11 protein-coding genes and 1 pseudogene are annotated in these 16,689 nt (G+C 39.1%); 5 read left to right on the forward strand and 7 right to left on the reverse strand.

Features of this window, described 5'->3' with window-relative positions; genetic code table 11:
- The first annotated feature begins 301 nt into the window (after positions 1-301).
- From GTQ43_RS05390 to GTQ43_RS05400, 3 genes are all read left to right on the forward strand, one after another.
- Complete coding sequence (locus GTQ43_RS05390; RefSeq protein WP_265271313.1) at positions 302-1,387, forward strand: ABC transporter substrate-binding protein; 1,086 nt, start codon at positions 302-304, stop codon at positions 1,385-1,387.
- 83 nt (positions 1,388-1,470) lie between these two features.
- Complete coding sequence (locus tag GTQ43_RS05395) at positions 1,471-2,364, forward strand: ABC transporter permease (RefSeq protein WP_265271315.1); 894 nt, start codon at positions 1,471-1,473, stop codon at positions 2,362-2,364.
- 49 nt (positions 2,365-2,413) lie between these two features.
- Entirely contained in the window at positions 2,414-3,139 is a 726-nt protein-coding gene (locus GTQ43_RS05400; RefSeq protein WP_265271317.1) for a Uma2 family endonuclease, read from the forward strand.
- A 123-nt stretch (positions 3,140-3,262) separates the two neighbouring features.
- On the opposite strand, the gene GTQ43_RS05405 is transcribed toward GTQ43_RS05400, so the two are convergent.
- The 7 genes from GTQ43_RS05405 to GTQ43_RS05435 form a co-directional block, all read right to left on the reverse strand.
- Positions 3,263-6,892, reverse strand: coding sequence for a hybrid sensor histidine kinase/response regulator (locus tag GTQ43_RS05405; protein ID WP_265271318.1), 3,630 nt, complete (start codon positions 6,890-6,892; stop codon positions 3,263-3,265).
- A gap of 57 nt (positions 6,893-6,949) precedes the next feature.
- The gene (locus tag GTQ43_RS05410; RefSeq protein WP_265271320.1) at positions 6,950-7,201 is read right to left on the reverse strand and encodes a four helix bundle protein; all 252 of its coding nucleotides are present in this window, start codon (positions 7,199-7,201) and stop codon (positions 6,950-6,952) included.
- 154 nt (positions 7,202-7,355) lie between these two features.
- Positions 7,356-10,664, reverse strand: coding sequence for a GAF domain-containing protein (locus GTQ43_RS05415; RefSeq protein ID WP_265271323.1), 3,309 nt, complete (start codon positions 10,662-10,664; stop codon positions 7,356-7,358).
- 125 nt (positions 10,665-10,789) lie between these two features.
- A complete protein-coding gene (locus GTQ43_RS05420) occupies positions 10,790-11,263 on the reverse strand; it encodes a chemotaxis protein CheW (protein ID WP_265271325.1) in 474 nt (157 codons plus the stop codon).
- Positions 11,264-11,378: 115 nt separating this feature from the next.
- On the reverse strand, positions 11,379-11,744 hold the full coding sequence (locus GTQ43_RS05425) for a response regulator transcription factor (RefSeq protein WP_265271327.1): 366 nt from the start codon (positions 11,742-11,744) through the stop codon (positions 11,379-11,381).
- 600 nt (positions 11,745-12,344) lie between these two features.
- A complete protein-coding gene (locus GTQ43_RS05430) occupies positions 12,345-13,055 on the reverse strand; it encodes a GDYXXLXY domain-containing protein (protein WP_265271329.1) in 711 nt (236 codons plus the stop codon).
- Positions 13,056-13,226: 171 nt separating this feature from the next.
- A complete protein-coding gene (locus GTQ43_RS05435) occupies positions 13,227-14,648 on the reverse strand; it encodes a DUF2157 domain-containing protein (protein ID WP_265271331.1) in 1,422 nt (473 codons plus the stop codon).
- A 203-nt stretch (positions 14,649-14,851) separates the two neighbouring features.
- On the opposite strand from GTQ43_RS05435, the pseudogene GTQ43_RS05440 reads away from it, so the two are divergent.
- Positions 14,852-15,807, forward strand: a pseudogene (locus GTQ43_RS05440) (RsmB/NOP family class I SAM-dependent RNA methyltransferase).
- A 160-nt stretch (positions 15,808-15,967) separates the two neighbouring features.
- The gene (locus GTQ43_RS05445) at positions 15,968-16,486 is read left to right on the forward strand and encodes a DUF937 domain-containing protein (RefSeq protein ID WP_265271332.1); all 519 of its coding nucleotides are present in this window, start codon (positions 15,968-15,970) and stop codon (positions 16,484-16,486) included.
- Positions 16,487-16,689 lie beyond the last annotated feature (203 nt).

The following is a 16,689-nucleotide window of genomic DNA, read 5'->3' on the forward strand; positions in this document are numbered from 1 at the left end:
GCAACTGGCGTTGTTTTAGAACGCAGTTCGTAACGCACCATTATCGAGGGTTTGGTGCGGTACTCTCCGTGCTAACACAATGCCAGTTTCGGCAGTTCCTTCTGGGGGAAACCTCCAAGATTGGACTGCCTCAGACTGGCTCCCCTACTTATCTTTTCAAAAATCAAACCGGAATCCTATAGTATTCCTATAGATTAAGTAAGCTCTAAAGTGAAGAATGACACATTTACCCTAGAAAATCACACCAGACACTAGGAGGTATACCTTAATCTAGAAGTTGTTCATCGACTACTTCTACTTAATGACTAACAGACGGCAATTTTTACAAGGGGTAGCAGCACTTTCTAGCTTATCTTTAGCTGGTTGTGGCTGGAGGCTTGCCGAAGTACGTGCTAATTCTAATACCTCTAGTCAACGAGATCAACTTTATATCTTTACCTGGACACAATATACTGACAACCAATTATTGAAAACCTTTAGCACCCAAACTGGCATGAAAGTGCTAGCGGATGTGTATGATTCCAATGATGTCATGCTGGCTAAATTACAAGCTGGAGGCGGTGGTACTTACAGCATCATCTATCCATCCGATTACATGGTGCAGAAGATGGTGAACAAAGGTTTGTTAATAGAAATCGATCGCGATCGCTTAATTGGTTTAGAGAATTTATTCCCTCGGTTTGAGAATCCTAGTTATGACCCCAATAATCGGTATAGTATCCCTTTTAACTGGGGGACAACAGGTTTACTTTACAATTCTGAAAAAATCAAAGATGCACCGCAAGACTGGGATTACCTTTGGCAGAACCAAAAGCAGCTTAATCAACAGATGACTTTGCTTAATGATGTTCGGGAAGTGATGGGTGCAACGTTACGGATGCTAGGTTATTCTTACAACTCAAAAAATGAAGAAGAAATCAAACAAGCTTATGAAAAGTTGAAAGTGTTAAAACCTGCGATCGCCCGTTTTGACACCGACGCTTGGCAAAATCAAATTCTGGCAGGAGATTTACTATTAGCAATGTGCTATTCAGCGGATGCGGTGAAAATTTGTCAAGAAAATCCTCAACTAAAATACGTGATTCCTCGGAGTGGTTCTTCATTATGGACAGACACTATCGTAATCCCTAAAGCATCTCCCAATTTAGCTGGAGCCTATGCTTGGATTAACATGATTCTGCAACCAGAAATAGCAGCCCAAATCAGTCAACGCCTTAGTATTTCTACGCCTAATAGGGCTGGATTTGAGCAATTGCCAAAAAAAATCCAAAACAATGGTAATTTATTTCCCTCAGAATCGCTTTTAGCCAATTGTGAACGTGTTGCTCCTGTAGGAAACTTTGAAGAAGTTTACGATCGCTATTGGACTCAATTAACCAGCAGCTAAAATAGACGCACAGACGCGATTAATCGCGTTTGTTGGAGAGACGCGATTAATCGCGTCTGTACAAGAGTTAAGAGTTATAAGTGATGAATGTTGAAAAAAATGGGATTTCCCAAATAGAAGAATTGCATCGACTGCGAGGAAATTGGCTGCAACCTTTGATATTACTCGCACCATCGGGGATTTGGTTATTACTTTTGTTGGTGCTGCCAACTTTGATAATTTTTGAGTTAAGTTTAGTTGCAGACATCCGTCCAGGAGATTTGGTTAATCCTAACGGATTTCAAAACTATATCCGAATATTTGATCCGCTTTACGTGCAAGTAATCGTGCGATCGCTATTTTTTGCATTTGGTACCACAATAATTTGTTTAATTTTGGGCTTCCCCGTCGCCTATTGGATTGCTCAAATAGCGCCGCAACGTTGGCGGAATTTGCTGGTATTAGCCTTTGTCTTGCCTTTGTGGACTTCCTCATTGCTTCGTTCTTATGCTTGGATTACAATTCTTCGTCCTACTGGTTTATTGAACAGTTTACTCAGCACCTTCGGCTTGCCTACTTTAGAATTACTTAACCAGAGTCAAGCTGTATTTATTGGCATGAGTTACAGCTTGTTACCCTATATGGTTTTGATTTTATATGCTTCTCTCGAAAAGCTAGATAAGCGGTTGCTAGAAGCGGCGGCTGATTTAGGTGCAAATCCGGTAGAAACTTTTTGCCAAGTAACCGTACCACAGATTTTTCCAGGAATTGCGGCTGCTTCTATGCTTGTATTTATCACAGGTTTAGGGGATTTTGTCGATCCAGAATTACTTGGTGGTGCTTCTAGTATGACGGCGGCGCGGTTAATTTATAACCAGTTTCTTGGAGCAACCCAAAATTGGGGATTTGGTTCAGCTTTAAGTATGACGTTGATTTTGCTTGTTAGTGTTGCGATCGCACTTTTAATTAAATTTGGCGAACCTGCACCCAAACGCTAACTTTTCGTCACTTATAATAAAGGCATCAAACGCCAGCGAGACAACGGTTATGCTCTCACCCGATCTCAAAAATGCGTTACCAACTACTGACGAACTTCCTTGTTCAGACGATACGCCAGTCGATAACGAAGACCAAAACTTTTTGCCCAATATTTTACTCTTCTTACTCAACTCCATTTGGGCAAATCGCCTGGATTGGTATTTCGGAGTAGATATGGCACTGTATCACACCACAGGGGTAAATCCTAGAGTACCTATAGTGCCAGATGCTTTTTTAAGTGTAGGAGTAGAACGGAAAAAGGGAGGTAAATCACGCAAAAGTTACGCGGTTTGGGAAGAAAATGGGATAGTTCCAATATTCATATTAGAAATGGTATCCCACACCCCTGGAGGGGAATATGACGAGAAGCTAGATATATACAGAAAACTTGGTGTATTATATTACGTAATTTATAACCCTGAGTTTTGGCTACGCGAGCAACATCAACCCTTTGAAGTATATAAGTTAATAGATGGAAACTACCAATTACAAATAGGTGAACCCTATTTGATGCCAGAGGTGGGGTTAGGTATTGGGCGACACCAAGCTGTAATTGCCGGGATACAACAGGAATTTTTATGTTGGTACGATCGGCAAGGAAATCGCTATTTGACAGATGGAGAACAGGCACAACAAGAGCGATCGCGGGCTGAACAAGAGCGACAAAGGGCTGAACAGTTAGCGCAGTATTTACGTTCTCTAGGTGTAGATCCGAATCATTTACCTGGTCATTAAAGCGATCGCATTTCCAAAATTATCAACAATTAATTACTAATTCGTAATAACACAGCGTGAGCTAATCTGCATCCTCTACACGTCTTGTATAAAGTGTCAAGAGTAATTACGAATTACGAATTCTTAATGATTTGTCGTCATCAGTAAATGGTTTAAATCCTCTGTATTACTATTTATTAAACCCTTAATTGTAGAAAGAAACTCATTTTCTAAATAAGGCTTGGTTAAATAAGCCTTTGCACCCAATTCTTGAGCAAGCTGACGATGTTTTTCAGAACTGCGGGAAGTGAGAATTACTACAGGTATTTTTGCTAATTTTGGATATTGGCGGAAATTGCCCAACAACTCAAAACCATTCATTCGTGGCATCTCTAAATCGGAGATGACAACTTGAATTTCTGGATGTAACTGCAACTTTTCTAAAGCTTCTATACCATTTTGAGCTTGTATTACTTGATAGCCAGATTTTTGGAGAGTGAGAGAGATCGTTTGGCGCAAACTAATTGCGTCATCTACTACTAAAACAAATTTTGGTGATTTATTATCTGGTTCTTGAGAATAACTCGGTTCGGTTTCTATAGTATTTGTAGGAGTAGATGCAGTCAGCAATGGTTTAGATGCAAAAGTATCTCCCGATATCGTCAAAGCTTTTTTATTTGAGGGAGAAGCTATTGGTAGCGCCATGATATCAAGTGTTGTTTGTTGGAGTTTGTTAGACTCTACTAGCAAAGCAGCATCAATCACTAAGATGAGATTACCATTGGCTAAACTACTACAACCATAAATATATTTTGGCGGTGCGATCGCATTTCCTAAAGGTCTGATTACCAGTTCTTGTTCACCAATTATTTGGTCAACTTCCAAAGCAAACATTCCCTGATTTCGTCGGAGCAAAAGCACCGGATTTGTAGCTATGCTTGAGTCGTCAGTATTGGATATATTGTATGCAGTAGAACTATTCAAGAATGAATCATTATAATTAATCAATTTTGAAAGTTGACGGAGGCTGACCATAGTCTCATCATTGTCTGTATTCCAATGCAAGACTTTTTTGCCTTCAATTTCTTTAATCTGCTGCTCGGAGGGAATTAATATTTTTTCGATACTATCCAAAAGTAGAGCATAAACAACACCTTTGGCTTGAACTAGCATTAATTTTTCTGTAGTCATAGAAAAAGGAATTTTGAGTATAAATATTGTTCCTTGATTGGGTAAGGATTGGACTGAAATTGAGCCATTAAGTGCATTCATCTGAGTCCGCACAATATCCAACCCCATCCCGCGCCCTGAGATTTCACTCACTTTATTAGCAGTAGAAAATCCTGGTGAAAATATCATATCTAAAAGTTCAGGTTCAGCCAAATTAGAAGCGTAACTTTTAGTTTTTTCTTCAGTTTGTATGGGATAGAATTCAGCAGCTTTTCTGCGAATTCTATCTAAATTCAATCCCTGACCATCATCCCGAACTTCGATTACAGTTTGGCTACCCTGATGATAGGCGCGGATTTCGATTAACCCTTGTTCTGGTTTACCAAGTTCCCGCCGAAGTTGCGGAGCCTCAATACCGTGGTCAAAAGCATTACGTACTAAATGTAACAAGGGATCGTAAAGTTTTTCTGCGATCGCTTTATCTACTAGTACCTCAGTACCAGTAAGCTTCAATTCTACAAGTTTGGCATAAACATTCCCAAACTTATTTACCATGTGAGGGAAGCGATTCAGGATATTGCCCAAAGGCGACATTCGTGCTTCTACTAAGCTATCTATAATATTGAGAGTTAAATTTTCTTGTTTGTCACTAATCTGAGCAGCTTGTGTTACAAGCAAGTCAAGAGATTCTGTGGTTTCTTGTAGTTGCAGTGTCTCTTCTATTGCTTCATGTAATGTCATGTGAAATTCTGTATATACATCCATTTCTAAAGAATCAAATTTCACTGCAAAATTTTGCGTTTGTTGTGAGGCAATATTTTGTATTTGTAATGGTAAATCACGTAATTCATTTAAAGTTCTTTGGTGTCTAGTGATTTGCCGGATTAATTGATCGATAATTTCTTTTACTTGTTCATCTTGTAAACTACGCCGTTTTTGGTAAATCAACAATTCTCCAGCTAGATAATTGAGGTGTTGCAGCCTCTCTGTATCTACTCTAATAAATGAAGGTTGGCGAAAATTCTTAGTTTGAATATACTGTGATTTATCTTCTATTTCCTTGTTAATTTGTGTAGCTAAATCAGGCATAACTTCAATAGCTGTTTCAGGAATATCTATAGCTATCTGCTGATTAACAGTTAATGAATCAAGCCTTTCTGAATAATCATCAATCGGAGTAGTTACCACTTGCTCTGTAAAATTTTGAGTAGCTTCTTCTCCCCATATTGTTTCTAGTAGGTTATCAGTGGTTTGATAAGATACAGATTTGGGTATTTCTTTAAGAACTAACAGTGTTTGTAACTTATGACTATCAAGCCAATTTATCTCTTTGGTAGTAACAGGAGGATAGTTTTTATATTCTTGTGCTAACGCATAAATTCGATTTTGTAATATTTTAATTACCGAAAGGTAATTCTCAGATTCTTTAATAGAATATTGAAATTTTGTAACTGCAAATAAGATGATTAAAATAATCCCATGTCGATAAATATAAAGACTTCGACTATCTTCATCATCTTGGAGAAAATCAAGAAATTCTTCGAGCCAATTTTCGATATAATCAATTAGATTGTCTTTTCCTAAGCTGGGAATCAATAAAGTCAAATTGAGGTCTGCCTCTGGTATTTGCATCTTATGATTAAACCAGCCATAAATGTAGCGAATTACTTTTAAATAAAATTTGGCAGTTGTTGGCTTAACACATTCGTTTTTATTTTTATCTGATGTAGTGAGAAATTGGTAAAATTGTTCTTCATTGATAATAAATGCGTCAGCAGATAAATTATTTTGCAATTCTCCAGATAACTCATTACTTGCCACTATTGTGAGTTTTTTTAAATCTAGAGAAGGTTCTCCGCCAGATGTGCGATCGCCTTGTAATACAAATTTTTGTGCCTGTTGCAAATCTGCAAGGGCAATTTCTGCAATTTGTTGTACCTGAGTGGGATTTGCTTGCAGTGCTGACAGAATTGTTTGGGCAATTTCTCCCAATCCAGGTAAATTGAGAGATTCTGCTAAACCGAGAAATACCTCAGCTTGAGAGTGTAATAACTCGATAAAATCGTCATTATTTGGTGGATCGTTAACAGCTTCAGCAATACTGTTTAGACGTTGTTCTACTCCCACTTCAAAAACGGACTGCACAATATCAAATCCCAATTCTTCAGAAGTAGGAATATGAGTCTCAGCTCCAAATGCATCACCCAGATTTTCTTGTAACTGTGTAAACACTGAAGTTGCTCGATGAAGTAGTTCTTCATCGTTAACAGTGCTACCTATTAGCTCAGTATTTAATGCTATGCTAAGACACTCATAAGCTTGGAGTAAAAGTGCTTGTAATTCTGCATTAACTACCACTTTTGGATTATATAGAGCTTTAAATACATCTTCTAAAAAATGGGCTATCATCTTAATTACTTCTAGCCCAACATTAGCAGCACCACCTTTAAGTGTATGAGTAGCCCGCATTAAGTTATGAACTTTAGCAATACTATAATCTTCTGATAAGCTAAATAGTTCTTGTTCAATAATTTGGACTAATTCTGGTGCTTCAGCCAGAAAGTAGATGTATCCTTGTTCACGAATTGCAGCGTCAGTAATCATATTTTAGATTTTAGATTTTGGATTTATTCCATAAAGGTTTGATTGATGCAATTGCGCTCATATTTTAGATTTTGGATTTTGGATTTTGGATTTATTGCGTAAAGCTTTGATTGATGCAACTGTCATTGCTAGAATTTCGGTGTTTTCTAACATCAAGTTGCTCACTTTTTCGAGTGGTAATAAACCAACTTCAACAATAAGTTCCATCCAATAAAGACTTTCATCGGCTTTTTCCTCTACCAAGCTGAGTTTAGCAATGATATCGGCGGTTGATTTACCACGACAAGCTGACCGATAGTTAGCTCCCACAGATGTTGCTGAACGGATTAACTGCTTGCCAATAACATCTGCCGTTCGGCTCTGTGGAGTGGCTCTCTACTAAGCGAATTACTCGCAATGCTAGCTGCTTTCTTCTCCGCTTAAAATCCTCTTCATTCATAATCCAAAATCTAAAATCTAAAATTCATTTGACTTTAAACCTACTAGCAGTTGTTAATAGCTCTTGCGCCATCCCTGATAAATCTTGAAACACAGTAGCAATTTCTTGAGATTCAGCAAAAGTCTTATTAGCAATTTCTGCTACATCTTGCATTGATTTGGTGACTGTTACAGATTGCGCCATTTGTTTTTGAGTCGCTGCGGTAATTCGCTCGATTAGCTGACTAATTTCGGCAGTTGCAGAAACGATCGCATTCAAGTTTTGGCGAGTATCACTCACAAGATTTGTGCCTTCTATCACCTGCTGAATACCAGTTTCCATTGCTACTGCAACTTCGCCAGTTTCTGCTTGAATCTCCTGGACTAATTTTTCGATTTCGATGGTTGCTGCTGCTGACTGACGAGATAAAGAACGGACTTCATCAGCTACAACTGCAAAGCCTTTGCCATATTCACCAGCACGGGTGGCTTCAATGGCTGCATTCAGAGCCAGTACGTTTGTCTGTGTGGCAAAATTACCAATCAAATTCACCACTTTGGAGATTTTTTGCGAAGATTCACTGAGGCGTTTAATCTTTTTGCTAGTTTGAGCAACTGTTTCACGAATTCCTTGGATTGCTTTTACAGTTAGGTTCATCGCAGTATCACCAGACTCTACTGTTTCATTGGCTTGTTGAACTGCTAATTGCACTAACTCCGCATTCGCCACCACAGCTTGAGTAGAGTCCACCATCTGTTGAATTTCGCCTAATGCTGCGGTAATTTCCTCAGATTGTTGTTGCGCCAGATTATTCAGTCCCGCTAGTGAAGCCTCGCTATTGGTAGAAGTTTGAGCAACTTGTTGAGCAGCCCCCTGTACCTGAAGAACGATTTGCCGCAATGCTTGCAAAGTATTGTTGTAAGCATCGGCGATCGTGCCTAGTTCGTCTTCTGTAATGGGTGCGCGTACCGTTAAGTCACCGTTGAGAGCAGGTCTAAGGGCTGTTAGGAGTTGAATAGATCGTTGTTGTAGTAACTCCTTGGCTGCTTTTTCTCGTGCTAATGTTTCTGCTAATTTTGCTGACTGCGCTTGTACTTGTTGCAAATATTCAGTGTGTTGTAGTGCCAGTCCTAACTGGTTGCCAATGCGTGCTAACAAGGTGACTTCCGATTCTTCCCAATCACGAGTTCCAGAATTTTGATACGCTGCGAGCAATCCCCACAATTGTTCTCCAGCAAATACAGGAACAATTGCATAAGCTTTGACTTCAAATTGCTCTAAAATTTCAATGTGGCAAGGAGAATGATCTACCTGATAGATGTCATTTACAACAAAGTTTTCATCTTGGGCATATCGACCTCCTTGAGTTTCTTGCAAGTGGGTATCTTCCCAGACAGTTTTGATATCGGGGCCTACCAGTTTTACCCAAGTATGACCTACTGATTCTGCGACAAATTCGCCAGTCCAATCAGGATTGAAGCGGTAGACGGCAACGCGATCGCATCGCAGTAATTGCCGTACTTCTTGAGTGGTTGTTTTAAAGATTTCTTCTACATCTAAAGATTGTCGGATGCGGTTACTAATCTTGGTGACAGCTTTCTCTTGTTCTGCTATCTGAGCTAGTTTTTCAGATTTCAACCGCACTAATTCCAAATAATCTATCTGTGATTTAGCTAGGCTAAATTGTAAGCTAGTCTGAACCAAAAAGTTCACTTCCCAAGTTTCCCACTCACGAGGGCTAGAATTTTGATAAGCTGCCAGTAAACCCCACAATTTATCCCCGAAGAATATAGGAACAATTATGTAAGCTTTGGCTTCAAATTGCTCTAAAATCTCAATATGGCAGGGAGCAAGCCCTACTTTATAGATGTCATTAACGATAAAGTTTTCACCTTTGACATACCTACCTCCTTTAGTATCTTGTAAGTAAGTATCGTCTAAAACGGTTTTAATATCAGGGCCCACCAGCTTTGTCCAACCAGTACCCACAGACTCAGATACAAATACACCACCCCAGTCAGGGTTAAAGCGATAGACGGCGACGCGATCGCATTTTAGTGATTGACGGACTTCTTGAGTGGTTGTTTTGAAGATGCTATCTACATCTAAAGATTGCCGAATGCGGCTGACTATTTTAGTGAAAGCTTTTTCTTGTTCAACTATTTGAGCTAGTTGTTCAGATTTCCTATTCACTTGTTCCAGATATTCGCTTTGTGAGATAGCCATACCAAATTGCAGCCCAATTTGAGTTACAAAGGTTTCTTCCCAAGGTTGCCAATCACGAGGGCCAGAATTTTGATAAGCTCCCAGCAAGCCCCATAATTTTTCTCCAGCAAATATGGGGGCAATGATGTAAGCTTTCATTTCATACTGTTCTAAAATCTCAATGTGGCATTGAGCATGACCCATTTTATAGATGTCTTTGGCTACAAAGGTTTCACCCTTGGCATAACGTCCTCCTTGGGTGTCTTGTAAATGGGTATCTTCCCAAACCATATAAAAATCAGGGCTGACCATTTTTATCCAGCCATTACCCACTGACTCAGCAACAAACTCGCCACTCCAGTCAGGGTTGAAGCGATAAACACCGACGCGATCGCATTTTAGTAATTGACGGACTTCTTGAGTGGTTGTTTGAAAAACCTTATCGACACTTGATGCTCGCAGAATTTTGTCGATGACTTTAGCTACCGATTTTTTTGCTAGTATTCGCTGTTGTTCTTCTTTTTTGAAGTCAAAGCTCTGCAACTTGTAGACTAGTTCTGTTGCAACTTGAGATAGAAGACTAATTTCTACTTCTTGCCACTGCCGCGTTGAGTAGCAATTATTTACTGTCAGCAAACCCCAGACTTTACCTTCTACTACAATCGGTAAACTCAAACTAGCTTTAATTTGAAATTTATCCAGTAGTTGTTTTTGATAAGGAGTAAGTTGAATCTGATTGATATCATCAATAACTACAGGTTCTATATAATCTTGATTAGTATATAAGCCAAAAATAATTCCAGGGATATTTTCACCTAAAGTCGGTGTCCAACCTAGTGTTCTAGATTCTGCTAAAACATTGCCCGAATCAAGGGAATTAAACTGATAAATTAAGGCGCGATCGCAGCCAATTTTTTCTCTAATCTGCGCTACAGTAATTTTGAGTAGTGTATCAATATCTGCCGCTTGACGCATATGAGTTGCGATATCTTGCAACTGTCGCCGCCAAGTTCTAAATTCCTGAGCGATCGCATTTAATAAAGATATTTCATTGCTAGCAATATTTGCTATATCAGCTTTCCCATTCATATTTTCCACTTCAGGGATTAGATGCTCAGTTTCATGGCTATTGTTATACAAAAATGTCATTTGATTAACCTCAAAATTTTGATGCGGAATAATTGGATATTGGACTGAGTAAGAATGAACTATATTTGGTTAGCAAGGACTAGGAAGTTTTAAAAAAATACACCTAATCACCCCATGTCAAATGTTCAATTATGAATCTTCCAGATTTGGGCTTGGATAATCGTTATAGCATCCAAGTTAAACATCATTTCTTCCGACTCATTAATAAAATATCCCTCTAAAAAAGGTGATATTTTAGGATAAAATAATTCGGCAGTTGGAGGTTTCATTTGCTGAGTATCCAACCATTCAATATCTATAAGCTGTCGCACTAAGAGTCCCAAATACTTACCTTTATTCTCAAGAACAATCGCCATCATTTTTGAAATTAAATTTGCTCCTTGCGAAATTGGACTATAGCCTAACATTGCCTCTAAATCTACTAACCAAAGCATCTCACCACGCCAGTTATAGATACCCAAGACGCTACTGGGCATCTGAGGAACACTACATATTTCTGGTAATGACACTTGCAAAACTTCTGTGATGTGTTGTAACGAAATTACGGCTGTGTCCCTTAATCCCAAATTAAAACTTAAAAACTTTTGCTTGCTTTCCAAAGTTATCGATCCTTAATCCTTAATTATTGCTCTTTAGCCACTATTTGCAGTTGTTATTTAATCTGGCATAGGTTCTAAATTAGATAGAAATAGCGATCGTACTTGTGCTAAATTGTTACTTGTTAATTAATTGCTTCACAATTACTACTAATTCATCTCGATCAATCGGTTTTGATAGATAACCTTCAGCGCCCAACATATTACCCCATATCTTATCGACATCGCTATTTTTTGTAGAACAAAAAACCACAGGTATTTTGCTAGTGCTGGGGTTATTTTTCAGTTCTCGACAAATTTCAAAGCCACTTTTACCTGGTAAAATTACATCGAGAAATATTAAGTCTGGCTTATTTTTATCTATTTTGTCTTGAGCCTCTTCACTGCTTGTAGCGCTAATCACAGAATAACCTGCCTGTTGCAAGTAACGGCTGATTATTTCCATATCTGTTAAGCCATCTTCAACAACTAAAACAGTATTCATCGTAATTACCCTTTAATTTTTTTAAGTATGTAACCAAATTAGAAATACAAATTCTAAGTAATTTGTGAACAAAGATATAGAAGGGACTAGAGACTAGCCCATTTCTCATAACCAATGTTTCACAACTCAAATAGAACTGCTATAAATACAGAAAATTGTATTTGTCTAATTTTGATTCAATCTTTATGTATTAACCTCAGAAGAAGTACGTAATGAGCAGAGCTTAATATATATTTTTGTAAATATAATTTAATTATATAAAGTGATAATAAAAGTATTATTCGTCAGAACTCAATAGTAATTTTGTAGATATAATGGATAAATATATACGTTTTATACCTATATTAAATCGTAACCGTTCAGGGGGATAGGAGAGGGGCAAGAGGAAAACTGTATTGCAGAATAGCCGGAAGCGCTGTATGGACGATATATGAGACATCTCCAGAAATTAAATATGCTTTACTTAGAACCCTTGTAGAGACGTAGTATTGCTACGTCTCTACATTCTTTTTTACTGCTATGGAGATGTGTGTACACGGTAGCAGACGGCGCGGGGTTCTTGAGGTTTAACAAGTAATCAAGCGGACACGATCCGACAGCTTAAAAGCGATAGTTGCGATCGCGCACCCACATACTAACTGGTACTGCCTTACCTTGTGGATCTACCTTCGCCTTCACCACAATCGGGGGTACTTGTCCTCGGCGGGCGCGTTGGGTTTGTAAGTCGTTCCGAATCTGCTGTCGTTGGTTTTCGGGGATGTAATATGTTTCTAAGCCGTAGTTCACCGAACCATCCTGATAAACACCTTTTAAGGCTACCTGATTGGCTCTGAGAGAATTGGGGCGATCGCTACTTACTCGTAACGGTCTCCAAGCTCTAGGAACACCGCGACCAGAGAAGAGTTGCTCTTGCAAAGTCACGTAGATGGTGGTTCCATCAGGTAATCTTCTGCCACTTCCCCGACCTTTGCTGACTAATGTTTGCCAACCAGGTAGTCTGCTCAAGTTTGAGGTACGGGATATGTTGTAATCTAAGTCTAAGGTGTTGCCTTCTAACACATTGTTAGGGTCTACAGGTACGGTTTGCAAAATCACTGTTTTACCTGTCACATCTGTATAAACGGCTTGGGCTGGTACTGCCATAATTAACCCTGTTTGCAGCGCCAGGGGAGCTAGTAACCGCCAAAAAGGTAAGGGCTTATTCGATTTTTGTTCAGTAGCAATCAAATAATCCCGAAAAGTCACCTTACTGGAGAACTCAGCTTCGGGAGACAAGGTTTTATTTTTAGATTCAGAAGAACTATTAGTCATGAGCGTAGTCCTAAAAAGCAGAGGAATTGAGGAGGTTAAACGAGATTAGGACTGACGCAGAGAAACTTGAAAAACTTTGATGTACAGAGAGTTCTCAATTTTGGATTTTAGATTTTAGATTTTAGATTTTTTATTCAATCCAAAATTCAAAATTCAAAACCTAAAATTACACTACTTCTTGCTAGCAGAGCTAGAGCCACCAGGTAAGCGGCGTTCAAACCACAGTCCAGCGCTAATTAAAGCGGAACCGCACAAGATAAAGACTAGGGACTTGAAAAGTAAGTCGGTATCGTACTCTTGCACGCGACTGATAATTTGTAGTGTTACTAACAGCATACCGCCCCAAAAGGAACTTCTGTTACTTAATTTCAATCCTTCTTGAATTAGTCCCCAGGCTAATGTTGCGAGAAGTACATTGAAAATAAAAACACCAAGTTCATCAATCCGGCTGATAGTTTGATGCCAAAAAGGTACTATGGCAATAAAGGCAAGAAAAGTACCAATAACAGCAGTTGTGAAAATCACTTCGCGGCGCGGAGGATTATTTCTTTGACGCAGTAGAAACAACCATTGCAATACCGCCAAGCCACTGAGAATCCCCAAATCGATGATCGGCAGAGACTGGAACAAGTTTGTCAAGTTCGTTGGCTGATTATAACCATAATTTGGAGATTCCCAAACCCAACGAAAAGACAAAACATAAAAGACAGCACCAAAGCTAACCAACGCTAAATTACGAGCCAGAGATTGAAACAATCTGTAATTTATGGTTGGAAACAGTAGATCGTCATAACTCCAGAATAATGCAGATGGGAGTGCAAAAGCAAAAGATGCCACCCAAGGGGCTATATCAGCATAATTCAGCAGTGGGAGAGGATTAAGGTTAGCTTGTAAGGAACTAGCAAATACAAAGGCTGCTAGAGCAAAAATCCAACGCGAACGGCAGAAGTAGGCTAAGGGGACAAATACCAACCATGCCAACAAAGGTAGATGCTGCACCACTAGGCGCGACCAAGTTAGCTCTCCTGAAGCGTACCATAAGTCTTCTAATCCCGTCCAATAGCCAATTTCCACGAGGACAATTGACAGAATTCCTAAAGAATTTAAGGACAAGCCGAAGGCCATCACCACAACACCCAACCCCCAAGCAAGAAAAAGTTGGGAAGTTGAACCGACGATATTGAACATCTGGGCCATCAGCAGTAAATTTGCGCCGAAAATGAAGGCGCTTAAAATGAGCAAACCTTCTCCCAGTAAGCGTTTACTTTTTTGCGGCTTTTTCCCTTCAGGTGTGATCCAGGTGTAAAAACCGGTAATAGCGATCGCAAAAAACAAACTCATCATCAGAATAAATTTGACTTCTCGCGATCCTCCTTGCCAGTTCCCTGATACAAAGGTAATTATGCCTAAGCATAAAAGGATGCTACCTATAGCGATCGCGATCGCTTTATTGCGATCGCGGACAGCAGCTTCCAGGTTTTTAAATTGATAACGTTCTGCTATTTGCTCATACAGCGAAGAACTAATTAATCCTTCATCCCTCCATAATTGTGCTTCTTTGCGTAACTTATGCGGAAAACTATCTAAGAACATGACCTTCTCCGGTGCAGTGGGGTAGCTTGGCCATTGCGTTCCCAATGGCGGTCATTATATTTTGAGTATGAAGCCAAAAGCCTTAATTACATTGTTCTTGCATAACAGTTTTATTTTGATTCAGATACAACATACTAATTCGTAATTCGTAATTAAGGAACTCAGGTTACAGATGATTGAAAATTGGTATTGTATATATCTATATGGAAAAACCTTCTAATTTATTACTTAAAGTCTCGCGGCGTTTGTTCACTAATTTAGATGAGCAAGAAAAATTTATTGAGGCTTTAATGAATCCTCAGCTTTTTTCACCTAGTATTCTTTGGTGTCAAGCAAAGCCAGAGATTTCGCCTTTGGCAGTAGAAACACCAACCTCTTGGCAACCACAATTTATAGACCGCTTATCTCTGGGAGAAAAACCCGGTCAGCATCCTTTGCATCAACAAGGATATTTCTATTGTTTAGATTTTTCTTCGGTGTTTGCAGCTAGCACTTTGTTAGCTATTCCCCAATCAGTGAGTTTAGTTTTTGATATGTGTGCCGCACCAGGAGGAAAAAGTATCTTCGCTTGGAAAGCTTTAAAACCTGACTTAATCATCAGTAATGAAGTAATTGGTAAACGTTTGGGAATGCTAATTTCTAATTTTAAGCGTTGTCAAATTAGCCCTAGTGCAGTAGTTAATAGAGATTCAAGTATATTTGCCCAAATGTTTCCCGGCTCTAGCAATCTAGTAATAGTAGATGCTCCTTGTACTGGACAATCTTTACTTGCTAAAGGTGAAAAAGCACCCGGATGTTTCCATCCAACTGCTATCAACAAAAGTGCAAATCGGCAAAAGCGGATTATAGCTAACTCCGCCAAACTTGTTTCACCACAAGGCTATCTTGCCTATATGACTTGCACATATTCACTCGAAGAAAATGAGCAAGTTTGCGAATGGTTTTTGGAACGTTTTCCCCAATTCCAAACGATGGAAATTAGTAATTTATCTAAATATCAGTCGTACTTAACTACAATCCCTTGTTATAGAATGTTCCCTCAAGATAGGTTAGGGCTGGTGCATTTACAGTCTTGTTTAAAAATACGAATGAAGAGAAAGATGAGTATAAGGAAGTGGATTTTAATGCAATATCTTCACTGTATATCTACCATTTGTGAGTATTGATCCGAGAGCCTAATAGGAGCTTTTAAAATTTTATTCGCTCATTATAGGCTTCCGTGTTCTAATCTTTTAGTATACTTACGAAAGTTAGGTTTCAGTAAAAAACTCAAAACCAGTTTTGACAAGCTTTTTGAGAACAAAGAGAGAAATAAACTTATGGGACTTTTCGATCAAATTCTTGGTGCTGTCGCTAATCCCAATCAACAGGGCAGTTTAGGTCAACTAGGAAGTATTGTTAACACTGTACAGGAGTTGAGCCAACAGACAGGCGCAGATCCTTCCACCATCCAATCAATTTTATCAATAGTGGGTGGTCAAGTCCGGTCTGCTCTCCAAGATAAGCAAGCCACAGAGGGTAATGAAGCCGCACAAACTTTAGTGAATCAGTATGCTGGTACTTCTGCTAACTCCGAAGCCGTAGATTCGTTATTTTCTCCTGAAATACAACAGCAGGTAGCTCAAGTTGCTTCCCAAGGCACTGGTTTGGATGCTGGTATAGTTCAACAATTACTGCCTCTAGCAGTACCTTTGGTATTAAAGTTTTTGCAATCAGGTGCCAATGCTCAAAATCCCCAAGCTGGCGGAAATCCTGTACTAAATTCCTTCTTGGATGCTGATGGCGATGGTGATGTCGATATCGCTGATGCCATCCAAATGGCTAGCCGATATATATAGCGGTTCTCATTTATGTGAGGTACACCCGTAGGGGCAATTCATGAATTGTCCCTACGATGCGGGTCTATTTACCATCAATGAAAAACCTGAAACAGCGTGTTTACGTTAACTCATATCACAAGGTATTTGTAAAGTGCGTAATTCCTAAATTTTTAACTTTTAATTTTTAATTAAAAAAAGGTCAACAGCCTAGCTAATTACAC

It is taken from the genome of Nostoc sp. KVJ3 (assembly GCF_026127265.1).
Classification (GTDB): Bacteria; Cyanobacteriota; Cyanobacteriia; order Cyanobacteriales; family Nostocaceae; genus Nostoc.